We start from the raw sequence: 25,843 nt of genomic DNA, 5'->3' as shown, positions 1-25,843 counted from the left end.
CGGTGATCGGTCAGCCGGTGATCCTCGCCTCGATCCCCAGCCCGTCCCAGGGTGTCTGGCACCTCGGGGGGTTCCCGCTCCGCGGCTACGCGCTCTGCATCGTCGTCGGGATCCTGATGGCGATCGTCGTCGGCGACCGCCGCCTCGTGGCCCGCGGCGGGAAGCCCGGCCAGATCGCGGACGTCGCCATGTGGGCCGTGCCCTTCGGCATCGTCGGTGGCCGGATCTACCACGTGATCACGACGCCCGACGACTACTTCGGCGACGGCGGGAAGCCGTTCGACGCCGTCAAGATCTGGGAGGGCGGCCTCGGGATCTGGGGGGCGATCGCGCTCGGCGCGGTCGGCGCCTGGATCGGCGCCCGCCAGGCCGGGCTCGCGTGGCCGCCGATCGCGGACTCCGTCGTCCCCGGTGTCGCCCTCGCCCAGGCCGCGGGCCGGTGGGGAAACTGGTTCAACCAGGAGCTCTACGGCAAGCCCACCGACCTGCCCTGGGCGCTGGAGATCGACCCGGAGAACCGGCCCCGCGCCACCCCGGACGCCGCGACCTACCACCCGACCTTCCTCTACGAGTCGCTGTGGTGCATCGGCGTCGCGGTGCTCCTGATCTGGGCCGACCGCCGGTTCAACCTCGGCCGCGGCCAGGTCTTCGCCCTCTACGTCGCGGCCTACTGCACCGGCCGGGTCTGGATCGAGGCCCTCCGGGTCGACGAGGCGCACCACATCCTCGGGATGCGCCTGAACGACTGGACCTCGATCCTGCTGTTCCTCGCCGCCGTCGTCTTCCTCGTGATCTCCCGCCGCCGCGGCGACTCTCGCGAACCCAGTCCGTACCGGGTCGGGCACACCCCGGCGAGCGACAGCGCGACCTCCGACAGCGCGACCTCCGACAGCCCGGCGGCGGACGAGCGGTGACCCAGGGGCTGCCGGCTGTCCTCCCGGCTGTGCTCCCGGCTGTGCTCCCGGCTGCGCTGCCGGCCCTGCTCCTGCTGGCCGGCTGCGGGGGTGGCGGTGGTGGGGACGCCGCGCGGATCGAGGATCTCGCCCGCACCGTGGTCGCCGGCCCGGTCACCGACGCGGCGACCCGGTGCGCGACGTCGCTCACACCGGATTTCGTCGCGACCGTCTACGGGGACGCCGAGACCTGCGCCCGCGCCGGCGCCGACCCGGCCGCCGCGGCGACCGGGGCGTCGGTGGCCGACCTCGTCGTGGACGGCGACACCGCGACCGCGACGGTGACCACGGAGGGCGGCTCCGCGGACGGGGCCCGGGGGACCTGGGTCTTCGCCCGCACGGACGGACAGTGGCGGGTCGCCGAGTGGCGGACCGACTACCTGCGCTCGGTCCTGCGCGCCCGGTTCGGGCCGTCGTACCCGGCCGTGGGGGAGGACGACCCGTTCCGGGACCCGGAGGTCCGGGCCTGCATCAGCGCCGCCCTCCAGTCCCTCGCCGACCCGGAGTTCCGCGCCACCGCCGCCGAGATCCTCCGCGAGTCCCGGGCGGCGGACGACGCCGTCCGGCGCTGGTACTTCGGGTGCGTGGACGGGGCGGACGGCGCCGGACCGGGCAATGCGGGTTCGGCGGGCGTCTCCGAGCTGCGGCGGATCTTCGAGGAAGGTCTGCGCGGGGCCGACGTCCCCCGCGAGATCGTCGACTGCGCCATCCGCACGCTGCGCCGGACGGTGACCGACGCCGAGATCCGGCGGATGGGCGCCGACGGCGCCCCGGCACCCCCACCCGGGGTCCAGCGGCGCATCAACGCGGCGACCGCCGACTGCGTCGAGCAGCTGACGAAACGCTGACCGGCGGGGCCGGGTGCCCGTGGGGCGCCCGGCGCGGCCGCGTGCACAATTGCACATAGGGCGGTCGCGGCAGGTGAGGTAGGCTGCAGCATCGCCGCTGGGCCAGTGCCGTCCCGACAGAGTGGTTCGCCCTCGGCTTCCCTCTCGGCCGTGTGCGCGCCACCGATGCGCCGACCCAAGCGCGCCGACCCGGCGTGCGGACCGAGGCGCGCCGACCACAGCAGCGCCGACGAGCCGTCCGCCCGACGCTCGCCCCTCGTCCGGACTCGATATCAGGAGTGGCTCATGCCTGCGGCCGCACCCGGGAGCCCGTTCCGTTCCGGACCGGTTCCCCAAGGCCTCTACACCGGCCGCCACGAGCACGACGCCTGCGGCGTCGCGTTCGTCGCCACGATGACCGGCGTCCCCTCCTACGACATCGTCGCCAAGGCGCTGGTCGCCCTCCGCAACCTGGAGCACCGGGGCGCGGCGGGGTCCGACCCCGACTCGGGCGACGGCGCCGGCATCCTCACGCAGATCCCCGACGCCTTCTTCCGTGAGGTCGTCGAGTTCGAGCTGCCCGCCGCCGGCAAGTACGCGGTCGGCATGGCCTTCCTGCCCCACGACAAGGTCGCGCGGGCCCAGGCCGAGACCGCGATCGAGGCCATGGCGCCCGAGGAGGGCCTGGTCGTCCTCGGCTGGCGTGACGTGCCGGTCACCCCGGCGCTGCTCGGCGCCGGCTCCCGCGCCACCGTGCCGGTCTTCCGTCAGCTGTTCGTGGCTTCGGCCGAGGACTGGGCCGCGTCCGCGTGGCTCCCCGGCAACGACGGCCTCGCTCTGGAGCGCCAGGCGTTCGTGCTGCGCAAGCGCGCCGAGCGTGAGGCGGGCGTGTACTTCCCGAGCCTGAGCTCCCGCACGACCGTCTACAAGGGCATGCTGACCACCGGCCAGCTCGAGCCCTTCTTCCCGGACCTGTCCGACCGCCGCTTCACCACAGCGATCGCGCTCGTGCACTCCCGGTTCTCGACGAACACGTTCCCGTCCTGGGAGCTCTCGCACCCGTACCGCTACATCGCGCACAACGGCGAGATCAACACCGTCCAGGGCAACCGGAACTGGATGCGGGCCCGCGAGTCGCAGCTGGTCACCGACCTGATCCCCGGCGACCTGGAGCGGATCTTCCCGATCTGCACCGCCGGGGCAAGCGACTCCGCCAGCTTCGACGAGGTGCTCGAGCTGCTGCACCTCGGCGGCCGGTCGCTGCCGCACGCGGTCCTGATGATGATCCCGGAGGCCTGGGAGAACAACGCGGGCATGGAGTCCGCGCGCCGCGCGTTCTACGAGTTCCACTCCACGGTCATGGAGCCCTGGGACGGCCCGGCCTGCGTCACCTTCACCGACGGCAAGCTCGTCGGCGCGGTGCTCGACCGCAACGGTCTGCGCCCCTCCCGCTTCTGGGTCACCGACGACGGTCTGGTCGTGCTCGCCTCCGAGGTCGGCGTCCTCGACATCGACCCGGACAAGGTGGTCCGCAAGGGCCGCCTGCAGCCGGGCCGCATGTTCCTCGTCGACACCGAGGAGCACCGCATCGTCGAGGACGAGGAGATCAAGACCGGCCTCGCTGCGGAGAACCCGTACGACGAGTGGCTGCACGCCGGCCTGATCCGCCTCGACCAGCTCCCCGAGCGTGAGCACATCGTGCACACGCACTCCTCCGTGACGCGGCGTCAGCAGACGTTCGGGTACACCGAGGAGGAGCTGCGCATCCTGCTCGCGCCGATGGCGCGCAACGGCATGGAGCCGATCGGCTCCATGGGCACGGACACCCCGATCGCGGTGCTGTCCTCCCGGCCGCGGCTGCTGTTCGACTACTTCACCCAGTTGTTCGCGCAGGTCACCAACCCGCCGCTGGACGCGATCCGCGAGGAGCTCGTCACCTCGCTGTCGACGTCGATCGGCCCCGAGGTCAACCTGCTGAGCTCGACGCCGAGCCACTGCCGCCAGGTGGTGCTCCCGTTCCCGGTCATCGACAACGACGAGCTGGCCAAGCTCGTCCACATCAACGCCGACGGCGACAAGCCCGGCCTGAAGTCGGTGAACATCTCCGGCCTCTACGAGGTCGACGGGGGCGGCGCGGCGCTCGAGGCGCGCCTCGACGAGATCTGCGCCGAGGTCTCGGCCGAGATCGCGGACGGCGCCCGGATCATCGTGCTCTCGGACCGGCACTCGGACGCCGAGCACGCCCCGATCCCGTCGCTGCTCCTCACCGGCGCGGTGCACCACCACCTGATCCGCGAGAAGACCCGCACCCGCGTCGGCCTGGTCGTCGAGACCGGTGACGTCCGCGAGGTGCACCACGTCGCGCTGCTGATCGGCTTCGGCGCCTCCGCGGTGAACCCCTACCTGGCGATGGAGACGGTCGAGGACCTCGCCAACGCCGAGGTGCTCCTGCAGATCGAGCCGGAGAAGGCGGTCCGCAACCTGGTGAAGGCGCTCGGCAAGGGCGTCCTCAAGGTCATGTCGAAGATGGGCGTCTCGACCGTGGGCTCGTACCACGGTGCGCAGATCTTCGAGGCGATCGGCCTCTCGCAGGAGCTGATCGACAAGTACTTCACCGGCTGCACGAGCCAGCTCGGCGGCGTCGGGCTCGACGTCCTCGCCGAGGAGGTCCGGCGCCGGCACCGCGTCGCGTACCCGCCGAACGGCATCGCGCCGACGCACCGCACCCTCGAGATCGGCGGCGAGTACCAGTGGCGCCGCGAGGGCGAGCCGCACCTGTTCGACCCGGAGACGGTCTTCCGCCTGCAGCACTCCACGCGCGCGCGGCGGTACGACATCTTCAAGCAGTACTCGAACCGCGTCGACGAGCAGTCGAAGCGGCTCATGACGCTGCGCGGTCTGTTCGCCCTCAAGGAGGGTGTCCGCCCGCCGGTGCCGATCGACGAGGTCGAGCCGGTCAGCGAGATCGTCAAGCGCTTCAACACCGGCGCGATGAGCTACGGCTCGATCTCGCAGGAGGCGCACGAGACCCTCGCGATCGCCATGAACCGGCTCGGCGGCCGCTCGAACACCGGTGAGGGTGGCGAGGACGTCGAGCGCCTCCACGACCCGGAGCGGCGCTCCGCGGTCAAGCAGGTCGCGTCCGGGCGCTTCGGCGTCACGGCCGAGTACCTGACCAACTCGGACGACATCCAGATCAAGATGGCGCAGGGTGCCAAGCCCGGCGAGGGTGGCCAGCTGCCCGGTCCGAAGGTCTACCCGTGGATCGCGAAGACGCGGCACTCGACGCCCGGCGTCGGCCTGATCTCGCCGCCGCCGCACCACGACATCTACTCGATCGAGGACCTCGCCCAGCTCATCCACGACCTGAAGAACTCGAACCCGGCCGCGCGCATCCACGTGAAGCTCGTCGCCGAGATCGGGGTCGGCACGGTCGCGGCGGGTGTGTCCAAGGCCCACGCGGACGTCGTCCTGATCTCCGGCCACGACGGCGGCACCGGCGCCTCGCCGCTGACGTCGCTCAAGCACGCCGGCGGTCCCTGGGAGCTCGGTCTGGCCGAGACCCAGCAGACGCTGCTGCTCAACGGCCTGCGCGACCGGATCGTGGTCCAGACCGACGGCCAGCTCAAGACCGGCCGGGACGTCGTCATCGCCGCGCTGCTCGGTGCGGAGGAGTACGGGTTCGCGACCGCGCCGCTCGTGGTCTCGGGCTGCATCATGATGCGCGTCTGCCATCTGGACACCTGCCCGGTCGGCATCGCGACGCAGAACCCGGTCCTGCGCGAGCGTTACTCCGGCAAGGCCGAGTTCGTCGTGAACTACTTCGAGTTCGTGGCGCAGGAGGTGCGCGAGTACCTCGCGGCCCTCGGCTTCCGCAGCCTCAACGAGGCGATCGGCCACGCCGAGTTCCTCGACACCTCCGCCGCGGTGGACCACTGGAAGGCCAGCGGTCTCGACCTGAGCCCGATCCTGCACGTGCCGGACCTGCCCGAGGGCACCGCCCGGTACTGCGTCACCGCGCAGGACCACGGCCTGGACAAGGCGCTGGACAACCACCTGATCCAGATCTGCGCCGACGCGATCGAGAACAAGGCCCCGGTCCGGGCGCAGGTTTCGATCCGCAACGTCAACCGCACCGTCGGCACGATGCTGGGCCACGAAGTGACGAAGCGTCACGGTGGCGCCGGTCTGCCCGACGGCACAATCGACATCACCTTCACCGGTTCGGCCGGTCAGTCGTTCGGCGCGTTCGTGCCTGCCGGCATCACGCTGCGGCTCGAGGGCGACTCCAACGACTACCTCGGCAAGGGCCTGTCCGGCGGCCGCCTCGTCGTCCGCCCGGACCGGAACGCGCCGTTCGTGGCCGAGGACAACGTGATCGCCGGCAACGTCATCGCCTACGGCGCGACGGCCGGCGAGATCTACCTGCGCGGTGTGGTCGGCGAGCGGTTCTGCGTCCGGAACTCCGGTGTGACCGCGGTCGTCGAGGGCGTGGGTGACCACGCCTGCGAGTACATGACCGGTGGTCGCGTCGTGATCCTCGGTGCGACCGGCCGCAACGTCGGCGCCGGCATGTCCGGCGGCATCGCGTACATCCTCGACCTCGACCCGAGCGACGTGAACGGCGAGATGGTCGACCTCGACCCGCTCGACGACGACGACCGCGAGTTCCTGCGGACGACGATCGCGCGGCACGCCGAGGAGACCGGGTCGGCGGTGGCCGAGCGACTTCTCGCCCAGATCGCCGCCGACGAGGCCGCGGCGTTCGCGCGGTTCAGCAAGGTCATGCCGCGGGACTACAAGCGGGTTCTCGCCGCCGCGGCGGCGGCCGAGGCCGAAGGACTGACCGGCGACGACGTCGTCAAGCGTGTGATGGAGGCGTCCCATGGCTGACCCCCGCGGATTTCTCACCACGGGCCGGGAGGTCGCGAAGCGGCGTCCGGTGGAGGAGCGGCTGAACGACTGGCACGAGGTCTACCCCGAGGAGGGGCTGGGCCGCGCGCTGCTGCCGATCATCACCAAGCAGGCCGGGCGCTGCATGGACTGCGGCATCCCGTTCTGCCACTCCGGCTGCCCGCTGGGCAACCTGATCCCGGAGTGGAACGACCTGGTGTGGCGCGGTGACTGGCGCGAGGCCATCGAGCGCCTGCACGCGACCAACAACTTCCCGGAGTTCACCGGTCGGCTGTGCCCGGCGCCCTGCGAGCCGGCGTGCGTGCTCGGCATCAACCAGGAGCCGGTGACGATCAAGAACGTCGAGGTCTCGATCATCGACCGCGCCTGGTCGGACGGCCTCGTGACGCCGCAGCCGCCGGACCGGCTCTCGGCCAAGACCGTCGCGGTCATCGGCTCGGGCCCGGCCGGCCTCGCCGCCGCGCAGCAGCTCACCCGCGTCGGTCACACCGTGGCCGTCTACGAGCGCGCCGACCGCATCGGCGGCCTGCTCCGCTACGGCATCCCCGAGTTCAAGATGGAGAAGCGGTACCTGGACCGCCGCCTGCGCCAGATGAAGCAGGAGGGCACCAAGTTCCGTCCCGGCGTGAACGTCGGTGTGGACATCACCGCCGAGCAGTTGCAGGCGAAGTACGACGCGATCGTGATCGCCGTCGGCGCCACCGCGTGGCGGGACCTGCCGGTCCCGGGTCGCGAGCTGAACGGCATCTACCAGGCGATGGAGTACCTGCCCTGGGGCAACAAGGTCTGCGAGGGCGACCTCGAGCAGCCGCCGATCACCGCCGAGGGCAAGCACGTCGTCATCATCGGTGGAGGTGACACCGGCGCGGACTGCCTCGGCACCGCGCACCGGCAGAAGGCGCTCTCGGTCACGCAGCTGGAGATTCTGCCCCAGCCGCCGGAGGCCCGGCCGGAGAACCAGCCCTGGCCGACCTACCCGATGATCCTGCGCACCGCCTCCGCCCACGAGGAGGGTGGCGAGCGCGTGTACTCGGTCTCGACGAAGCGGTTCGTCGACGACGGGAACGGCAACGTTCAGGCGCTCGTCCTCTCCGAGGTTCAGTTCGTCGACGGCAAGCTCGAAGAGGTGCCCGGCACCGAGCGCGAGATCCCGGCCGACATCGTGTTCCTCGCGATGGGCTTCGTCGGTCCGGAGAAGGGCGAACTGCTCACCGGTCTCGGCGTCGAGTACGACGAGCGCGGCAACGTCCGCCGCGACGAGGACTACATGTCCTCCGTCGACGGTGTCTTCGTCGCGGGCGACGCCGGCCGCGGCCAGTCGCTCATCGTCTGGGCGATCGCGGAGGGCCGTGCGTGCGCGGCCGCGGTCGACCGTTTCCTCACCGGCAGCACCAATCTGCCGGCTCCGATCCCGCCCTCGGCGCGCCCGCTCGTCGTGTGATCTCCGTTGCGTACGGCCGACGGAGCCCCGTGATCACCGTCGGCCCTACGCCGGGGCTCTAGGGTCGGATTCATGCGTCGCGCGAAGATCATCTGCACCCTCGGACCGGCCACCGATTCCGCGGAGCAGATCCGGGCCCTCGTCGACGCCGGGATGGACATCGCCCGGCTGAACCTCAGTCACGGGTCCTACGACGAGCACGAGGCGCGGTACCACCGCGTACGTGCGGCCTCCGACGCCGCCGGCCGCGCGGTCGGCATCCTGGTCGACCTCCAGGGGCCGAAGATCCGCCTCGGCCGGTTCGCCGACGGTCCCGTCGAGCTCATCGCCGGTGCCCCGTTCACCATCACCACGCGCGACGTCCCCGGGAACGCGCAGATCGTCTCGACGACCTACCCGGGGCTGCCGCGCGACTGCGAGCCCGGCGACTCGATCCTCGTCGACGACGGGCGCATCAGCCTGCAGGTGCTGTCGACGACCGGGACCGACGTGCACACCGTCGTGGTCGACGGCGGCACGGTCAGCAACTCCAAGGGCCTGAACCTGCCGGGCGTCGCGGTCGGTGTGCCGGCGCTGTCGGAGAAGGACGTCGCGGACCTGCGCTGGGCCCTGCACCTGCGCGCGGACCTGATCGCGCTCTCCTTCGTCCGCGACGCGAAGGACGTCGAGCAGGTGCACGCGATCATGGACGAGGTCGGCGTCCGTCTGCCCGTCATCGCGAAGCTGGAGAAGCCGCAGGCTGTCGAGAATCTCGAGGAGATCATCGCGGCCTTCGACGGCGTCATGGTCGCCCGCGGTGACCTCGGCGTCGAGCTGCCGCTCGAGGACGTCCCGCTGGTGCAGAAGCACGCGATCCTCAGCACCCGCATCAAGGCGAAGCCGGTCATCGTCGCCACGCAGATGCTCGACTCGATGATCGACGAGCCGCGGCCCACCCGCGCCGAGACGTCCGACGTCGCGAACGCCGTGCTCGACGGCGCCGACGCGCTGATGCTCTCCGGCGAGACCAGCGTCGGGAAGCACGCGCTGACCGCGGTCCGCACGATGGCGCGGATCATCGAGGCCGTCGAGGAGGACACCCTCGCCCTCGGTCCGCCGCTGGGCCCGCCGATCACCCTCGGGGGAGCGATCGCGCGCGCGGCGACCGAGGTCGGCGAGGCCGCCGAGGCCAAGTACCTGGTCGCGTTCACGCAGTCCGGGCAGAGCGCGCGTCGCCTGGCCCGCTACCGCTCACCGATCCCGGTGCTCGCGTTCACCCCCGTGCCGGAGGTGCGCAACCAGCTCGCCCTGTCGTGGGGAGTGGAGACGTTCCTCGTGCCCGAGGTCCGTCACACCGACGAAATGGTCAAACAGGTCGACGCTACGCTGCTGCAACTGGGCCGCGTCGAGGTCGGCGATCGCATCGTCATCATCGCCGGTTCCCCGCCCGGGATCCCGGGCTCCACCAACGCCATGCGGGTGCACCGCATGGGCGACGCCGTGAATCTGGTCGTCCCCGCGTACGGGACCGACTAAGACGGCCGGCGGTCCTGCCGATCTGCCGATCTGACCGCCAATCACTCCACCTCCACCCACCAGAGCAAGGAGTTCTGCACGAATGCACCTCTGCACCTCCAGAACGCTCCGGTCGGCGGCGGCGTCGGCGGCTCTCGCCCTGACCCTCACGCTGACCGCCTGCGGTGACGACGACGATCCGAGTCCCGTCACGCAGTCCAGTACCACCCCATCCGCAGCCGCGAGCGCCGACGCCACGCCGGCCGGCGACCACCCGTTGGTCGGCACCTGCTACACCGCGTCGACCGCGGACGGTCCGGTTCGCACCAGCAAGGTCGACTGCTCCGCGCCGCACTCTGCCGAGGTGTTCGCGGTGATCCCGAACTCGGCGGAGGTCTCGACCGACCGGGCCGCCTTCCAGGACGCGAAGTCCGCCGAGCGGCAGGCCTGGGAGCTCTGGAGCGCGAAGGTGTGCGGCCTGGCGTTCCTGGAGGCGACCGGGACCACCGCGTGGGCCAAGGCGATCGGCCTCGACCCCGCCACCCAGTGGGTGCGCCCCACCTCCTGGGCCGGCACCATGACTCCCTCGCTGAGCACGGCGGACGAGTGGGCCGCCGGTGAGCGGCTGACGCTGTGCACGGCGCGCACGCAGGACGCGGTTGCCGGGATCTCGGCGGACGACCCGAAGGCTCCGCAGGTGCCGGGGACCTGGGTCCGCAAGATCGGGGCCGGGTCGCTGCCGTCGGCTCTCGGCGCCTGCGCGCTCTACGCCGAGCGAGGCCGGCCGATGGAGCCGGCGGGCTGCACGGACCCCCACTACGTGGAGTACGCGTTCGACTTCGACGCCGCGGACCTCTTCGACGAGGCCTTCATCACGGCGCTGGACCCGAAGCAGCTCAAGAGCGCGGAGTGGGACGCCCTCATCGCGGTCTGCGAGAAGGCCGAGGCGGCCGTGATCGGCCGTGAGCGCGACGAGGTCAAGCTCTTCCCGCTCGTCACCGTCGACACGTGGAACCAGACGGTCGGGGGCAAGCCGCTGCACACCGTCAGCTGCGTCGCCCAGGCCGAGGACCAGCAGACCTACGACCTCGCCTCCTCGGTGATCGGGGTCGGCAGCCGTGACATCAAGCTCGTGGAGGGATCCTGATCATGCGACGTTCCATTCATCTGTTCCGGCTGGCGTCGGTGACGTCGGCCCTCGCCCTGTCCCTGACGTTGTCGGCCTGCGGTGACGACGACGATCCGGATCCCGTCACGCAGTCCAGCGCGGCTCCGAGTGCGAGCGCGAGCGCCGCTTCGAGTGCCGCGGCCACGCCGGCCGGTGGTGACCACCCGCTCGTCGGTACCTGCTACACCGAGTCCAGCTCGAGCGGCCCGGTCCGCAGCAGCAAGGTCGACTGCGCGCAGCCGCACTCGGCCGAGGTGTTCGCGGTGATCCCGAACGCGGACGAGCTCTCCAAGATTCGCGACCTTTACAAGGACACCAACTCTCCCGAGCGCCAGGCCTGGCGGATCTGGGCCGAGAAGGCCTGCGGCCAGGCGTTCATGCGCGCGACCGGGACCACCGAGTGGGCGAAGGCGATCGGCCTCGACCCCGCCACCCAGTGGGTGCGGCCCACCTCGTGGACCGGCATCTGGACCTTCTCCCTGAGCACGGTGGACGAGTGGGCCGCCGGCGAGCGCGTGACCCTGTGCACGGCCCGCGCGGCGGACCTCTTCGCCGGGATCACGGCGGACGACCCGAAGGTTCCGCAGGTCGCCGGACCCTGGATCCAGAAGATCGGCGCCGGCCCGGTGCCGTCGGTCTACAACGCCTGCAAGGTCTACGTGGCCGAGGGCCAGCCGCTCAAGAACGCGCGCTGCGAGGACCCGCACTGGCTGGAGTACGCCTTCGACTTCGACGCCGCGGACGTCTTCGACGACGCGTTCATCCAGGGGCTGGACCCGAACAACGTCACCGACGAGCAGTGGAAGACCCTCGACGCGGTCTGCGCGAAGGCGGAGGCCGCCGTGCTCGGCCGCGAACGTGACGAGGTCCGCCTCACCGCGGACGTCTCCGAGGCGGTCTGGAACCAGAAGGTCTGGGGCCAGTCGCTGCACGCGGTCAGCTGCGTCATCCGTGCTGAGGACTCGGAGCACTACGACGTCGTGGGCTCGGTCGTCGGCATCGGCGACGGCGAGATCAAGCTCGCCAAGGTCGAGGACTAGGTCGCCGCGCCCGCAGTTCGGAACACCCGGGTGCCGCCGCTTCCGCGGCGGCACCCGGGCGTTCCCGCGTCAGCGGTGTGCCGGGAGCGGGATTCGAACCCGCACGTCCTTGTGGGGACAGATGGGTTTGAGCCATCCGCGTCTGCCATTCCGCCACCCCGGCCGGTGCGGAGCCAAGCCTAGAGGGCGGCTGCACCGCCGGGATCCGGGTCCTGCGCTTCGGTCGGCCGTCCCCTCCACGGTCACCGAGCACGCGTCGGCACCCTCGGGTGCTGCGAGCGAAGCCGGGCCGGAGACCGCGTCGGCGGACCCCGGCCACGGTGCGGCGCTGAACTCCCGACGGGCGGCGCGGGCCGCAGGGCGACGTGTGCTCATGAGGACGACCTCCGTGACGCAGTGCTATCCGTGACTACTGGTGCGTACTGGTGGGGCGGAGCGGTCCGAGGTTTTCTCGGGATAGCGGGCGGCGGCAATGGGATGCATCCATTCGGGGCGGATCGCCACGAAGCCGGACCGAGCCGGATCTCCCGGGTCGGAACCGTCGTGATCGGGACAGGTCCGGCGCACCCGGCGGCGGGCACTAGGCTCGGCCCGTGACCGATCCCAGCGCCGCGCCTCCCGTGGACAACAGCCGTCGCGTGGTCATCGCCGAGGACGAGGCCCTGATCCGCATGGACCTCAAGGAGATGCTCCAGGAGGAGGGCTTCGACGTCGTCGCCGAGGCCACCAACGGCCAGGAGGCCGTCGACCTCGTCGCGAAGCACGCCCCCGGCCTGGTCATCCTCGACGTCAAGATGCCGGTGATCGACGGCATCACCGCCGCCGAGCAGATCGTGGCCGCCCGCGGGGCCGCCGTCGTCATGCTGACCGCCTTCTCGCAGCGGGAACTGGTCGCCCGCGCCCGCGACGCCGGCGTCATGGCCTACGTCGTCAAGCCGTTCACGAAGAACGACCTGCTGCCGGCGATCGAGATGGCGGTCTCCCGGCACGCCGAGATCGTCGCGCTCGAGCAGGAGGTCTCCGGCCTCACCGAGCGACTGGAGATCCGCAAGCTCGTGGACCGCGCGAAGGGCGCCCTGCAGACGAAGTACGGGCTGAGCGAGCCCGAGGCCTTCCGGTGGATCCAGAAGGCGTCGATGGACCGTCGGATGACCATGAAAGAGGTCGCCGAGGTGATCATCGAGGACTTCGCGTCCCAGCCCACCGTGACCCCCGAGGGCTAGTCCGGCGCGCACCGTCCCGCCCTCCGGGTGAGGACCCCCCGTGGCCCCCGCCACGGCCGTACCGCCCAAAACGGGCGAATGTCGCAGTACAAGATCACGAACCGGACACGGCTTGATCTGACCTGCCGCAAGTGACCCAGGGCGCTGCCCTCACTCCACTAAGTTCCGAGCCACAACGCCGTGCCTCACCAACGCGAAGGACGCTCGCCTTCGCGGTCGGAGCGGCGAACTGGTTGAGAAGGAGAAGTTCCCCATGGCACGTGCCTTCCCCGCCGCCAAGGCGCTCGCGCTGGTGGCCGCGGCCGCCCTCGCGCTCTCCGCCTGTGGCGACGATGACGACGACGAGGCGACCTCGGACCCGACCACCAGCGCCTCGACCAAGGTCAACACCGGCAACGGCGTGCTGAAGATCGGCACGCTCCTGCCCGAGACCGGCAGCCTGCAGATCCTGGGCCCGCCGGAGATCGCGGCCGTGAAGCTCGCGATCCAGGACATCAACGCCGCCGGCGGCGTGCTCGGCAAGAACGTCGAGCTCGAGCAGGCCGACTCCGGTGACACCTCGACGGACATCGCGTCGCAGTCGGTGAACCGCCTGCTCGACGCGGGTGTCGACGCCATCGTCGGTGCCGCGTCCTCCTCGGTGACGCTCAAGGTCATCGACCGCATCACCGGCAGCGGGGTCCTCCAGATCTCGCCGGCCAACACCTCGACGACCCTGACCGACTACCCGGACAAGGGCCTGTACTTCCGTACCGCGCCCTCGGACGTCTACCAGGGCCGCGTCGTGGGCCAGACCGCGCTGGACGACGGCGCGGAGAGCCTGGCCATCCTCGCCCTGCAGGACGCGTACGGCACCAGCCTCGCGGACCAGGCCGAGAAGGCGTTCAAGGACGGTGGCGGCGAGGTCGTCGCCAAGAAGATCTACGACCCGAAGGCCAGCGAGTTCGCGGCCGAGGTCGGCCAGATCAAGTCGGCGGACCCCGACGCGATCGCGCTGATCGGCTTCGAGGAGTCCAGCAAGATCATCGACGAGATGGTCAAGCAGGGCCTCCTGCCGCTGAAGTCCGGCAAGACCATGTACATGGTCGACGGCAACATGTCGAACGCCAGCTACGCGAACATGACCAAGGGCACGATGGAGGGTGTCAAGGGCACCATCCCGGGCTCGAAGCCGCAGGACGACTTCGTCACCAAGCTCAAGTCCTTCGACTCCAGCCTGAAGGACTACAGCTACGCGGGCGAGGCCTACGACGCCGTTGTCCTCGTCGCGCTCGCGGCCGAGGCGGCCAACAGCGACGCGGGTGTCGACATCGCCAAGAAGATGGTCGAGGTCTCCTCGGGCGGCGAGAAGTGCGGCACGTTCGCCGACTGCGTCAAGCTCCTGCAGGAGGGCAAGGACATCGACTACGACGGCCAGTCCGGTCGCGTCGAGTTCGACTCCAACGGCAACCCGACCGTGGCCTCGATGGGTATCTACCAGTACGGCAACGACAACCAGTACAAGGCGCTCAAGTTCGTGACCGGCCCGATCGCCGGTGGCGCAACGACGACCGAGTCGGCCGGCAGCGGCAGCTCGTCGGACGCCTCGGCCTCGCCGTCCCCGAGCGCGACCAGCGGGAGCGAGAGCTCCAGCGGTTCGGCCTCCGAGGCGGACGAGGAGGAGTCGGCGTCGCCCAGCGCGACCTCGACCCCGTAACACCGACGACGAAGGGCCCCACCGCGAGGTGGGGCCCTTTGTCGTGGTGCGGGACCGCGGAACTACGGAACTGCGGAACTACGGAAGGCCGGAACGGCTGACGGAGGGTCAGGCCTTGGCGAGGGTGCCGAGGTAGAGCTCGATGACCTTCGGGTCGTTGATCAAGGCCTTGCCGGTCCCGGTGTAGGCGTTGCGGCCCTGGTCGAGGACGTACCCGCGGTGGCAGATCTGCAGGCAGCGGCGGGCGTTCTGCTCGACCATGACGACCGTGACGCCGGTGCGGTTGATCTGCTTGGTCCGGATGAAGACCTCGTCCTGCAGGGCGGGGGAGAGGCCGGCCGACGGCTCGTCGAGGAGCAGGACCGACGGCTCGAGCATCAGCGCCCGGCCCATCGCGACCATCTGACGCTCACCGCCGGACAGCGAGCCCGCCCGCTGGTTCTTGCGGGCGCCGAGGGTGGGGAAGAGGTCGCACACGTAGGCGAAGCGCTCCTTGAAGCGCTTGGGCTGCTGGAACACCCCCATCTGGAGGTTCTCCTCGATGGTCAGGTTCCCGAAGACGTTGTTCGTCTGCGGCACGAACCCGACCCCGCGGGACACGAGCTTGTTCGCCTTGAAGCCGGTGATGTCCTCCCCGCGCAGCGTCACGGCGCCCGAGCGCACCGGCACGAGGCCGAACAGCGCCTTGAGCAGCGTCGACTTGCCGGCGCCGTTCGGGCCGATGATCGCGACGAGTTCCCCGGGTGCGGCGTAGAGGTCGCAGCCGTTGAGGATGTCGACGCCCGGCACGTACCCGGCGACGAGGCTCGACGCCTGCAGCAGGGCCTCGGGGGCCGGCTGGGCGGGTTGGGCCGGGGGAACGGCGGGCGGAGTCTGCTCGGTCACGGCGCAGCGCCTCCTTCGGTGGACGGGTCCGCGGCGCCCAGGTGGGAGATCTCCTCGGCGAGTTCGGCCTCGGCCTCGACGAGGCGGGCCTCTTCCTCCTCCTCCGACAGCGGTGCGTCGTGGTGGGAGCCGAGGTAGGCGTCGATGACGCGGTCGTCGGACATCACCGACGCGGGCGGGCCCTCCGCGATGACCTGACCCTGCGCCATGACGACGACCCAGTCCGCGATGTGGCGGACGACGTCCATGTCGTGCTCGACGAACACGACCGTCATGCCGTCGTCGCGCAGGCTCTGCACGTGGCCGAGCAGCGACTGGGTCAGGGCCGGGTTCACGCCGGCCATCGGCTCGTCGAGCATGACCAGCCGCGGTGAACTCATCAGCGCGCGGGCCATCTCGAGCAGCTTGCGCTGGCCGCCGGAGAGGCTGCCCGCGAAGTCGCCGGCCTTGTCGGCGAGCTTGAACCGCTCCAGCAGCTCCATGGAGCGGGCGGTGACGGCCGCCTCCTGCCGCTTCCACAGCGGCGGCACCACGGCGGCCCACAGGGCCTCACCGCGCTGCTGGGGCGCGCCGAGGCGCATGTTGTCGAGGACGGTGAGCTTCGACAGGGCCTTGGTGAGCTGGAACGTACGGACCATTCCGCGGCGGGCCACCCGGTGCGGGGGCAGGCCGCTGACGACGCGGCCCTCGAAGGTCCACGCGCCGGCCTCGGGCCGGTCGAAGCCCGTCAGGAGGTTGAAGAACGTCGTCTTCCCGGCGCCGTTGGGGCCGATCAGTGCGGTGATCGAGTGCCGCTGGATCTCGACGTGGTTGACGTCGACCGCGACCAGGCCACCGAAGCGGCGCACGACGGCGTCGGCGACCAGGATCGGGTCCGGCTTCGCGGCTCCGGGTTCGGGCGCCGTGCCGGCCAGCGCGTCGAGCGCGACCGCGTGGTGCTCGGAGATGCCGCGGCGCTGGTCGACCGGCGCGGGCACCGCAGCCGCGATCGGTGCGGCGACCGGGTCCTCGATCGGCGCGGCGACCGGGTCCGGGTCGCGGAGGAAGTCCCAGTCGGAACCGGGCGGCGGGAAGTCCTGGGCGTCATCGGGCATCGAGCGCGATCTCCTTCCGGTCGCCGAAGATGCCCTGCGGGCGGAAGCACAGCATCAGGACCAGGCCCAGGCCGACGAGCATGAAGCGGACCTGCCCGACCTGGTTGGGGTTCATGATCGACTCGGAGATGTGGTCGTTCGCGATCGCCTCGCGGAGGAAGTTGTCGGTGAAGGAGAGCAGCGACCAGAAGATGACCGCCCCGACGACCGGACCGAACACCCGCGCGGCACCGCCGAGGATCAGCGCGGTGTAGAGGAAGAACGTCGTCTCCGAGCCGTAGAGGTCCGGGGCGACCGAGCCCTGGCCGAGCGCCGCGATGAAGCCGCCGAGCGCACCGATGACGCCGCCGAGGACGAGGGCCTGCATCTTGTACGCGTAGACGTTCTTGCCGAGGCTGCGCACGGCGTCCTCGTCCTCACGGATGGCCTTGAGCACGCGGCCCCAGGGACTGCGCATCAGCAGCCAGACGAGCAGGCAGCAGATCATCACCAGGGCCCAGCCGACGGTGAGCACCCACGTGTCGCGAGCACTGAACTCGATGCCGAGCAGGCCGTACTGCTTGCCCTCGGTGTAGGGGTTCAGGTCGAAGAACTCCGCCGAGTACTGCTGCAGACCGTCGGTGCCGCCGAACTTGTCCTCGAGCGCGACCGAACGCACGATCAAGCGGATGATCTCGGCCGCGGCGATCGTCACGATCGCCAGATAGTCCGCGCGTAGTCGAAGTGTCGGTATGCCGAGCAGGATCGCGAGCACGACCGACAGGCCCAGACCGATCGCGAGCGCGAGCCAGAAGTTGAGCCCGTACGTGGCGACGGAGACCGCCAGGCCGTACGCGCCCATGGCCATGAACGCGGACTGGCCGAAGTTGAGCAGCCCGGCGTAGCCGAAGTGGATGTTGAGCCCGATCGCGGCGAGCGCGAAGTACACGCCGTCGATGCCGAGCCCGGACTCGATGGCGTTGGAGAAGATGCGGCCCCAGTCCATCTCAACCGATCCTTTCCCGGCGGCCGAGGATGCCTTGCGGGCGCACGAGCAGGATCACGATCAGGACGCCGAGGGCGCCGACGTTCTTCAGCTCCGGGGACACCCAGATCGTCGACAGCTGGATGAACAGCCCGATGATCAGGCTGCCGAGCACCGCGCCGGTCGCCGACCCGAGACCGCCGAGGGTCACCGCGGCGAACATCAGCAGCAGGATGTTGAAGCCGAGCGCGAAGTTCACCTGCTGCGCGAGACCGAGCAGGATGCCGGCGAGCGCGGCCATCGCGGCGCCGACGGCCCACACGATGCGGATGACGCGGTCCACGTCGATGCCCGACGCCGCCGCGAGCGACGGGTTGTCGGAGACGGCCCGGGTGGCCTTGCCCAGCCGCGTGCCCATCAGTGCCCAGAGCACGAGGATCAGGGCGACCGCCGCGATGCCCATGCTCCAGTAGTCGCGGGGCGCGAGGGCGAAGCCGAGGTTGAGTGGCTCGCGCGCCGGCTGGGTGCGGTAGTCGTCGTACGAGGAGAACCCGCCGCCGAACAGGTACTGGTAGACGTACCGGACCAGCAGCGCGAGACCGATCGAGACGATCATCATCGCGAGCAGACCGGTCTTGCGTTTACGGAGCTGTCCCCAGAACAGCGCGTCCTGGGCCCCGCCGGCCACGCCGCACACGAGGACCGTCAGCGCCCCGGCCAGCAGCAGCTGGATGCCGAGCTCGACGTTGAACCAGTACGCCACCATCGCGCCGAGCGTCACGAGCTCGCCGTGGGAGAAGTTGACGAGCCCGGTCGTGCCGTAGATCAGGGACAGTCCGACCGCCGCGAGCGCGAGGATCAGTCCGAACCGCAGCCCCTCGGCGGTGAGCTGCACCCAGCGGATCGTGTCGGACTTCGCGACGGCCCGGCCCTCGCCGAGCGGGAACAGCTGCGGCGCCTCCTGCCCCCCGACGATCGAGCGGGTGATGCTCGTGTTGTCCGGGTTCCGCAGGGCGACGTCCTCGGGCAGCGTCTCGGTGTCGAGCGTCACCGTGTACTCGCCGGGGCCGGGCAGGGGGACCGCCCAGTTGCCCTCGCCGTCACTGCGCGCCTCGCCGACCTGGTTGCCGGCGGGGTCGGTGACGTAGATGCGCACGTCGGCGACGGCGGCGTCGCCGTTGCGAAGTCGCCCGTGGACGTCCTCGCCCTCGGCCGCCGCGGGGCTCGCGAGGAGCGGGACGGCCAGGAGGGCGAGCACGAACGCCGCCAGCACGCCGGCCAGCCTGCGGAACACCGTCCCGCCTCCCTGGGGTCGTCGGTCGCGTTTTGTCGGAGTCGATCATGCCCGGCCGAGGCGGGCGGGGGGCCGGAATCGTCGGAGGCGCGCGGTAGGTTCGCACGGTGAGTGACCACATTCCCGGCCAAATCCCCGGTCAAGGCGCCGGAAACGGACGTGCTGGCCGGTTGCTGCTGCTGGACGGACATTCCCTCGCGTACCGGGCGTTCTACGCGCTGCCGGTCGAGAACTTCTCCACGACGACGGGGTCGCCGACCAACGCGGTCTACGGCTTCACCTCGATGCTGATCAACACGCTGCGCGACGAGGCGCCCACGCACCTGGCCGTGTGCTTCGACATCTCGCGCGCGACCTTCCGCAGCGAGGCCTTCCCCGAGTACAAGGCGAACCGCACCTCGACGCCCGACGAGTTCCGGCCCCAGGTCAGCCTGATCCGCGAGGTCCTCGACGCGCTGAAGATCCCGGTCGTGACCGCGGAGGGCTACGAGGCCGACGACGTCATCGCCACGCTCGCCGTCCAGGCCGAGGCGGAGAACTTCGAGGTTCTGATCCTCACCGGCGACCGGGACTCGTTCCAGCTCGTCTCCGACCATGTCACGGTGCTCTACCCCAAGCGGGGGGTGTCCGAGCTCTCGCGCATGGACCCGGCCGCGGTGGAGGAGCGGTACGGCCTGACCCCGGTGCAGTACCCGGACTTCGCCGCGCTGCGCGGTGACCCGTCGGACAACCTGCCGTCGATCCCGTCGGTGGGGGAGAAGACCGCCGCGAAGTGGATCCGCGAGTTCGGTTCGCTGGCCGAGCTGATCAACCGCGCCGACGAGGTCAAGGGCAAGGCCGGCGACGCCCTGCGCGCGCACCTCACGCAGGTCATGACGAACAGCCAGCTCACGCAGCTGGTCCGCGACGTCCCGCTCGACGTGCGGCCGGCCGACCTCGCGCTGCAGAACTGGGACCGCGACGAGGTCCACCGCGTCTTCGACACCCTGCAGTTCCGGGTGCTGCGCGAGCGGCTCTGGGCGACGTTGGAGTCGGCCGAGCCCGAGGCCGAAGCGGGCTTCGAGGTGGCCGGCGAGGTGCTCGCCGCCGGGGAGCTCGCCGAGTGGCTGGCCGAGCACGCCGCCGGTGAGGGCCGCACCGGCGTCGACGTCACCGGCACGTGGGGCCGGGGGACCGGGACGCTGACCGGCATCGCCCTCGCGGCCGCTGACGGCACCGCCTGCTTCCTCGACCCGGCGACGATCTCGCCGGAGGACGACGCCGCGCTCGCGGCCTGGCTCGCCGACCCCACGCGCTCGAAGGCGCTGCACGACGCGAAGGGTCCGATGCTCGCGTTCGCGGCGCACGGGTGGACGCTCGCCGGGGTCACCTCCGACACGGCGCTGTCGGCGTACCTCGCCCTGCCCGGGCAGCGGTCGTTCGAGCTCTCCGACCTCGCGCTGCGGTTCCTGCACCGCGAGCTGCGCAACGACAGCGCCGACGACGGTCAGCTCTCCTTCGACGGGGGCGACGAGGAGGCCGCGGCGAACGCGGCGATGGTCCGCGCGCGGGCCGTCATCGACCTCGCCGAGCATCTCGACGGCGAGCTGACCGCCCGCGGGGGCGCGATGCTGCTGGCGGAGGTGGAGCTCCCGCTGGTCGGCGTGCTCGCGGAGATGGAGCGCATCGGCATCGCGGCCGACGCCGAGTACCTCGCGCACCTGTCCGCCCACTTCGGCGGCGAGGTCAAGGCCGCCGAGCAGGCCGCGTACGCCGCGATCGGGCACGAGGTGAACCTCGGCTCCCCGAAGCAGCTGCAGGTCGTGCTGTTCGAGGAACTCGCGCTGCCGAAGACCAAGCGCATCAAGACCGGCTACACGACCGACGCCGACGCGCTCGCCGACCTCTACGCGAAGACCGAGCACCCCTTCCTCGAGGCGCTGCTGCGGCACCGCGACGTGACGCGGCTGAAGTCGACGGTCGACGGCCTGATCCCGATGCTCGACGACCACCACCGCATCCACACGACGTTCAACCAGATGATCGCCGCGACCGGGCGGCTGTCCTCGACCGACCCGAATCTGCAGAACATCCCGATCCGTACCGAGGAGGGCCGGCGCATCCGCACCGCCTTCGTCGTCGGCGAGGGTTACGAAGCGCTGATGACCGCGGACTACAGCCAGATCGAGATGCGGATCATGGCGCACCTCTCCGCGGACGAGGGCCTGCAGGAGGCGTTCGCCTCCGGCGAGGACCTGCACACGACCGTCGCGTCCCGCGTCTTCGGCGTCCCCGCCGACGGCGTCACCGGGGAGATGCGCGCGAAGATCAAGGCGATGTCCTACGGCCTCGCGTACGGCCTGTCGCCGTTCGGCCTGTCCAAGCAGCTCAACATCTCGACCGACGAGGCGCGCGAGCTGATGGACGAGTACTTCGAGCGCTTCGGGGGCGTCCGCGACTACCTGCGCGCCGTCGTCGACCAGGCCCGCATGGAGGGGTACACCTCCACGATCCTCGGCCGCCGGCGCTACCTGCCCGACCTCACCAGCGACAACCGGCAGCGGCGCGAGATGGCGGAGCGCATGGCGCTCAACGCCCCGATCCAGGGCTCGGCCGCGGACATCATCAAGGTCGCGATGCTCGGCGTCGCCGACGCCCTCGCCTCCGCCGGGATGAAGTCGCGCATGCTCCTGCAGGTCCACGACGAACTCGTCCTCGAGGTCGCGCCGGGCGAGCAGGAGGCCCTCGAGGCCCTCGTGCGCGAGCAGATGGGCGCGGCCTACCCACTCTCCGTCGCCCTCGACGTCTCCGTCGGCACCGGCCGCACCTGGCACGACGCCGGCCACTGACCGACCCCCTGCACTGGAGATGACATCTCCAGTGGGTTCGGCCTACTGCAGTGGAGATGACATCTCCAGTGGGTTCGGGCTTGTGCAGTGGAGATGACATCTCCAGTGGGTTCGGCCTACTGCAGTGGAGATGACATCTCCAGTGCAGTAGGGGTGTCACCCTTTCCGGCGCCAAAAGGGGTGTCACCCCCGGTGGTGGGGGCGGGACCGCTGTGAATCGCGCGACAGGGGTCAAGAGTCGCGGCGGAGGCGCCGATAGAGCGCGTGATGGGCCGGCACAGTGCACCGAAGAACTCACGGGGACGGAAGAAGCCTCCGGCTGCCCCGGACGTCGCGCGTTCGGGCGCACGTCCGCACAAGCGCGACTCCGGAACCGGTGCGACCTCGATGGTCGCGGCCGCGGCCGCGGTGTCCTCCGCGATCCTCGGGACCGTCACGGTCGTCCCCGGCACCGGGGAGGGCGGGGGCGAGTCGGTCTTCATGGCCTCGACCAGGGCGGACGGGAACGTCCTGCACGGCATCTCGGCCAGCGACCTGCTGCCCTACGTGCCGCTGCAGCCCTACGACGTCGAGGTGCCGCGGCCGGTGCCCGGGCCCGACCTGTTCGAGCTGCTCAACCTCAACGCCCCCGTCGCGGACGACCTGCCCGCGCCGCTGATCACCACGCCCGGCTCGAAGGCGATCCCGGCGCGAGTGCTCGCCGCGTACCAGGCGGCGGCGCGGATCATGCGCCAGGAGCGGCCGGACTGCCACATCTCCTGGCCGATCCTCGCCGGCATCGGACGCATCGAGTCCGGCCACGCGCGGGGCGGTGAGGTCGACGCCAAGGGCACCACGCTGCGCCCCATCGTCGGGCCGGCGCTGACCGGCGAGGGAAACTTCGCGCTGATCCGCGACACCGACGGCGGGAAGCTCGACGGCGACAAGGTCTACGACCGCGCCGTCGGCCCGATGCAGTTCCTCCCGGGCACCTGGGCCGGCCTCGGCCGCGACGGCAACGGCGACGGCAAGGCCGACCCGCACAACATCGCCGACGCGGCCCTCGCCGCCGCGACCTACCTCTGCCTCGGCGGGGGAGACCTGCGCGACCGCGAGGACCTCCTCGCCGCCGTGTTCCGCTACAACCGCTCGTGGGACTACGTCTCGCACGTCCTCGCCTGGGCCGGCGTCTACGCCAAGTCCGGTGCGAAGCCCGGCAAGGGCGGCACCGGCAGCGGGCCGGCGGCGCCGACCACCCCGAAGCCGGCGCCGAAGCCCACGCCGGCCGCTCCCGCTCCGGTCCCCAGCCCGGAGCCGAACCCGGTGCCCAGCCCGGTGCCCAGCCCGGTGCCCAGCCCGGTGCCCAGCCCGGTGCCCAGCCCCGAGCCCAGCCCGCAGCCGACGGACCCCACCACGAACCCGACTCCCGAGCCGACGCCGGCTCCGACGACCGCCACGGTCGGCGGCCGGGTGTTCCTCGACGCGGACGGCTGGACCGAGACCGACACCGTCGACGACGCGGACGACACCCCCGTCGTCGGAGCGACCGTGCGGATCTTTGGCACCTCGACCGCCGGCGACGCGGTCGACCTGACCGTCGAGACCGACGCCGCAGGCCGGTTCCTGCTCTCCGGTCTCACGCCCGGCACCTACTCGGTGCGGCTCGCGACGCTACCGGGCGGGCTGCGGCCGCTCGGGGTCCTCGCGGCGACCGGCTGGCTCCTCGGCGGCCAGGGCCTCGAGAGCGTCGACGTCGCCGCCGGGAACTCCGTCGCGGTCGGCTTCTTCGCCGAGCCCGACGCCTGAGCCGACACTCAGCGTCCGCCGCTCGGACACCAGCCCGGCGAGCGACAGCGTCGCCGCGGCCGCGCACACGCTGAGCACGATCGCGGGCACCGAGTCGTTGGCGACCAGCTGGACCGTGAGAATCAGCCCCACGAGCACCGCGGCCACGCGCAACCCCGCCCGCGGGTCGCCCAGCGCGAGCCGGGCGTAGACCAGCAGCTGCGCGACCGCGAACAACGACCCGGCCAGCGCGAACAGCGGCACGTCGTCGCCCAGCTCGGCGTAGGAGTTGCCGCCGATCAGGTCGACGACGAACCCGGGCACCAGTGCCGTCCCGAGCGTCAGCAACGCCCCCGACGCCGCGACCAGGGCCAGCGAGACCCGCATCGCGCCGCCGCGGCGGGTCTCGTCGACGAGCATCGGGTACGCCAGCACCGCGATGAAGGCGGGGAACCAGAACGCCCCCTTCGCGACGACCGCCCCGAGCGCGTACAGCCCGGCCTCGTAGCCGTCGAGCTGGTGCCGCGCGAGCAGCACGTCGACGTTCGTCAACGCGAAGAAGGAGAACAGCGCCCCCGCGGCGACGGCGAACTCCCGCGCGGCACCCGGCTCGGGAACGCCGGAGACCGCGTGCTGGGCCGGCGCGATCCGGGCCGCGACGACCGCCGCGACGCTCGCGCCCACCAGGGCGCCGACCAGCCCGGCGGTCATCGTGTCGCGCACCGCGAGCCCGACGAGCGTGCCGCCGAGTCGCCCGGTGGCGACGACGATGTAGAGGACCGCGAGCGCCCCGAACCGCTCGGTGCCCTGGGCCAGGCCGAACCGGGCGCCGACGAGCGTGAGCGGGAACAGCGACGCCGCGACCAGGAGCACCTGCGTCGCGTCGAGGTGGAGGAACGCCGAGAACGCGGGCGCGGCCACGGCCAGGCCGGCGGCGATCAGGAACGCGACGCGGCGGCCGAGCGCGAGCAGCGCCGGGGCGGCGGCCGGGCCGTCGGTCGCCAGGCGGCGGGCGGTCACCGACTGCAGGGCCAACGAGCCGACGTACGAGACGAGCACGATGCCCATCAGCGACGCGAACGCGCCGAACTCGTCCGGCCCGAGCACGCGGGACGCGACGACGTTGAGCGCGTAGCCGAACGCGTTCGAGACCGCGAGGCCCGCAGCGAGCAGGGCGCCGCCGCGGACGACACCCGGTCCCGCCGCGGAGCTCACGCCGGCTCGCCCGGGCCGGGCTTGGTGCAGCAGAAGATCGCCGTGCCCGGGATCAGGCGGCCGCGCAGTGGGCTCCACCCGCCCCACACACGCTCGTGCCCGTCCGGCCACTCCGGCTCGACCAGGTCGACGAGGGTCAGACCGGCGCCGACGATCTCGCGGACGCGGTCCCCGAGCGTCCGGTGGTGCTCGGCGTAGACCGGGCGGCCGTTCGTTCCCGTCTCCACGTAGGGGCGGCGGTCGAAGTAGGAGTCGCGGACGACCAGCCCGTCCGGTCCGGGGTCGTCGGGCAGGGCCCAGCGGATCGGGTGCGTCACCGAGAACACCCAGCGCCCGCCCGGGCGCAGCACGCGCGCGACCTCCCGCATCACCCGCGCCGAGTCCGCGACGAAGGGGAGCGCCCCGTACGCCGAGCAGGCCAGGTCGAACGAGGCGTCCGCGAAGGGCAGCGCCCCGGCGTCGGCCTGCACGACCGGCACGCTCACCCCGGTCCGGCGGTCGAGAGCGCGGGAGTGCCGCAGCTGCTCGATCGACAGGTCCAGCGCGGCGACCTGCGCGCCGGCGCCGACCAGCCAGCGGGCGCACTGCGCCGCGCCGCAGCCGATCTCCAGCACGCGGCGGCCGGCCACCGGGCCCAGCAGGCCCGCGGTCGCCTCGGACAGGCCCTCCGGGCCCCAGACGAACTCGGCGTCGCCGAGGAACGCCCCGTGCTCGGCCTGGTACTCGGCGGCCACCCGGTCCCACCAGCCCCGATTGGCCCAGCGTGAGGCCGGTTCGTCACAGTCCGTGCGCCCCACGGAGGCCACCTCGGGCCCGGCCGGCCCCGGGGCGAGGCCGGAGTCGTGGGTCATTCGGCTCCTCGACGTAGGTGCGCCGGTACCGCCCGACACGGGGCGTGATTGACCGGCTTTCCGGCGAAGACGTATTCTGGCAGGCGCGGTGTGGGCTCGTGCGCTCCGGACGTAGGGAGAGCACGCCCGTTGGTCGTTCCGGTTGTAGTTCTTTGGTTGCGCTTCACGTCGTCGCGTAGACAGGGGATTGGC

At 71.4% G+C, this 25,843-nt stretch carries 16 protein-coding genes and 1 tRNA gene; 11 read left to right on the top strand and 6 right to left on the bottom strand.

Features of this window, described 5'->3' with window-relative positions; translation table 11 throughout:
- Positions 1-2: 2 nt before the first annotated feature.
- The 7 genes from lgt (at position 3) to ABD401_RS10340 (ending at position 11,837) form a co-directional block, all read left to right on the top strand.
- Positions 3-914, top strand: coding sequence for a prolipoprotein diacylglyceryl transferase (lgt, locus tag ABD401_RS10370; protein ID WP_425566098.1), 912 nt, complete (start codon positions 3-5; stop codon positions 912-914).
- On the top strand, positions 911-1,801 hold the full coding sequence (locus tag ABD401_RS10365; RefSeq protein WP_344604340.1) for a hypothetical protein: 891 nt from the start codon (positions 911-913) through the stop codon (positions 1,799-1,801). Before lgt ends, ABD401_RS10365 begins: the two co-directional genes overlap by 4 nt.
- 285 nt (positions 1,802-2,086) lie before the next feature.
- On the top strand, positions 2,087-6,673 hold the full coding sequence (gltB, locus tag ABD401_RS10360) for a glutamate synthase large subunit (protein WP_344604338.1): 4,587 nt from the start codon (positions 2,087-2,089) through the stop codon (positions 6,671-6,673).
- On the top strand, positions 6,666-8,135 hold the full coding sequence (locus ABD401_RS10355; RefSeq protein ID WP_344604336.1) for a glutamate synthase subunit beta: 1,470 nt from the start codon (positions 6,666-6,668) through the stop codon (positions 8,133-8,135). The genes gltB and ABD401_RS10355 overlap by 8 nt, the downstream gene beginning before the upstream one ends.
- A 72-nt stretch (positions 8,136-8,207) precedes the next feature.
- Complete coding sequence (pyk, locus tag ABD401_RS10350) at positions 8,208-9,650, top strand: pyruvate kinase (protein ID WP_344604334.1); 1,443 nt, start codon at positions 8,208-8,210, stop codon at positions 9,648-9,650.
- Positions 9,651-9,732: 82 nt separating this feature from the next.
- Complete coding sequence (locus ABD401_RS10345) at positions 9,733-10,776, top strand: septum formation family protein (RefSeq protein ID WP_344604332.1); 1,044 nt, start codon at positions 9,733-9,735, stop codon at positions 10,774-10,776.
- Positions 10,777-10,778: 2 nt separating this feature from the next.
- Positions 10,779-11,837 (top strand): septum formation family protein, encoded by a 1,059-nt coding sequence (locus ABD401_RS10340; protein WP_344604330.1) that lies wholly within the window; start codon positions 10,779-10,781, stop codon positions 11,835-11,837.
- 78 nt (positions 11,838-11,915) lie between these two features.
- Here the strand turns inward: ABD401_RS10340 and ABD401_RS10335 are convergent.
- Positions 11,916-12,000, bottom strand: a tRNA-Leu gene (locus ABD401_RS10335).
- 430 nt (positions 12,001-12,430) lie between these two features.
- On the opposite strand from ABD401_RS10335, the gene ABD401_RS10330 reads away from it, so the two are divergent.
- Both ABD401_RS10330 and ABD401_RS10325 read left to right on the top strand, forming a co-directional pair.
- Complete coding sequence (locus tag ABD401_RS10330) at positions 12,431-13,060, top strand: ANTAR domain-containing response regulator (RefSeq protein WP_344604328.1); 630 nt, start codon at positions 12,431-12,433, stop codon at positions 13,058-13,060.
- Between the two features lie 253 nt (positions 13,061-13,313).
- Positions 13,314-14,756, top strand: a complete 1,443-nt coding sequence (locus tag ABD401_RS10325; RefSeq protein WP_344604326.1) for an ABC transporter substrate-binding protein — start codon at positions 13,314-13,316, stop codon at positions 14,754-14,756.
- 108 nt (positions 14,757-14,864) lie between these two features.
- Here ABD401_RS10325 and ABD401_RS10320 read toward each other — a convergent pair whose 3' ends face one another.
- Genes ABD401_RS10320 through ABD401_RS10305 form a run of 4 tightly spaced genes read right to left on the bottom strand, consistent with a single transcriptional unit; the run spans position 14,865 to position 18,993 of the window.
- Positions 14,865-15,641, bottom strand: a complete 777-nt coding sequence (locus ABD401_RS10320) for an ABC transporter ATP-binding protein (protein ID WP_344604324.1) — start codon at positions 15,639-15,641, stop codon at positions 14,865-14,867.
- A complete protein-coding gene (locus tag ABD401_RS10315) occupies positions 15,638-16,735 on the bottom strand; it encodes an ABC transporter ATP-binding protein (protein WP_344604322.1) in 1,098 nt (365 codons plus the stop codon). Before ABD401_RS10315 ends, ABD401_RS10320 begins: the two co-directional genes overlap by 4 nt.
- Positions 16,725-17,720: a branched-chain amino acid ABC transporter permease gene (locus ABD401_RS10310; RefSeq protein WP_344604320.1), complete on the bottom strand. Its 996-nt coding sequence runs from the start codon at positions 17,718-17,720 to the stop codon at positions 16,725-16,727. The genes ABD401_RS10315 and ABD401_RS10310 overlap by 11 nt, the downstream gene beginning before the upstream one ends.
- A 1-nt stretch (position 17,721) precedes the next feature.
- Positions 17,722-18,993, bottom strand: a complete 1,272-nt coding sequence (locus tag ABD401_RS10305) for a branched-chain amino acid ABC transporter permease (RefSeq protein ID WP_344604318.1) — start codon at positions 18,991-18,993, stop codon at positions 17,722-17,724.
- 170 nt (positions 18,994-19,163) lie between these two features.
- Between ABD401_RS10305 and polA the strand changes: the two genes are divergently transcribed.
- Complete coding sequence (gene polA, locus ABD401_RS10300) at positions 19,164-21,821, top strand: DNA polymerase I (protein WP_344604316.1); 2,658 nt, start codon at positions 19,164-19,166, stop codon at positions 21,819-21,821.
- Between the two features lie 267 nt (positions 21,822-22,088).
- Positions 22,089-23,606, top strand: coding sequence for a carboxypeptidase regulatory-like domain-containing protein (locus ABD401_RS10295; protein ID WP_344604314.1), 1,518 nt, complete (start codon positions 22,089-22,091; stop codon positions 23,604-23,606).
- Positions 23,607-24,796: 1,190 nt separating this feature from the next.
- Here ABD401_RS10295 and ABD401_RS10290 read toward each other — a convergent pair.
- Positions 24,797-25,651: a class I SAM-dependent methyltransferase gene (locus tag ABD401_RS10290; RefSeq protein ID WP_344604312.1), complete on the bottom strand. Its 855-nt coding sequence runs from the start codon at positions 25,649-25,651 to the stop codon at positions 24,797-24,799.
- Between the last annotated feature and the right edge of the window lie 192 nt (positions 25,652-25,843).

Origin of the sequence: Sporichthya brevicatena (genome assembly GCF_039525035.1) — a bacterium.
In the GTDB taxonomy this organism is placed as follows: domain Bacteria; phylum Actinomycetota; class Actinomycetes; order Sporichthyales; family Sporichthyaceae; genus Sporichthya; species Sporichthya brevicatena.
The sequence above is the reverse complement of the archived record's forward strand: the minus strand, read 5'-3'. Positions and strand labels throughout refer to the sequence as shown.

Excerpts from the sequence above, each read along its gene's own strand:
- gltB (WP_344604338.1), top strand. The coding sequence starts at position 2,087 with ATGCCTGCGGCCGCACCCGGGAGCCCGTTCCGTTCCGGACCGGTTCCC.
- ABD401_RS10355 (WP_344604336.1), top strand. The coding sequence starts at position 6,666 with ATGGCTGACCCCCGCGGATTTCTCACCACGGGCCGGGAGGTCGCGAAG.
- pyk (WP_344604334.1), top strand. The coding sequence starts at position 8,208 with ATGCGTCGCGCGAAGATCATCTGCACCCTCGGACCGGCCACCGATTCC.
- ABD401_RS10345 (WP_344604332.1), top strand. The coding sequence starts at position 9,733 with ATGCACCTCTGCACCTCCAGAACGCTCCGGTCGGCGGCGGCGTCGGCG.
- ABD401_RS10340 (WP_344604330.1), top strand. The coding sequence starts at position 10,779 with ATGCGACGTTCCATTCATCTGTTCCGGCTGGCGTCGGTGACGTCGGCC.
- ABD401_RS10325 (WP_344604326.1), top strand. The coding sequence starts at position 13,314 with ATGGCACGTGCCTTCCCCGCCGCCAAGGCGCTCGCGCTGGTGGCCGCG.
- ABD401_RS10315 (WP_344604322.1), bottom strand. The coding sequence starts at position 16,735 with ATGCCCGATGACGCCCAGGACTTCCCGCCGCCCGGTTCCGACTGGGAC.
- ABD401_RS10310 (WP_344604320.1), bottom strand. The coding sequence starts at position 17,720 with ATGGACTGGGGCCGCATCTTCTCCAACGCCATCGAGTCCGGGCTCGGC.
- ABD401_RS10295 (WP_344604314.1), top strand. The coding sequence starts at position 22,089 with ATGGGCCGGCACAGTGCACCGAAGAACTCACGGGGACGGAAGAAGCCT.
- ABD401_RS10290 (WP_344604312.1), bottom strand. The coding sequence starts at position 25,651 with ATGACCCACGACTCCGGCCTCGCCCCGGGGCCGGCCGGGCCCGAGGTG.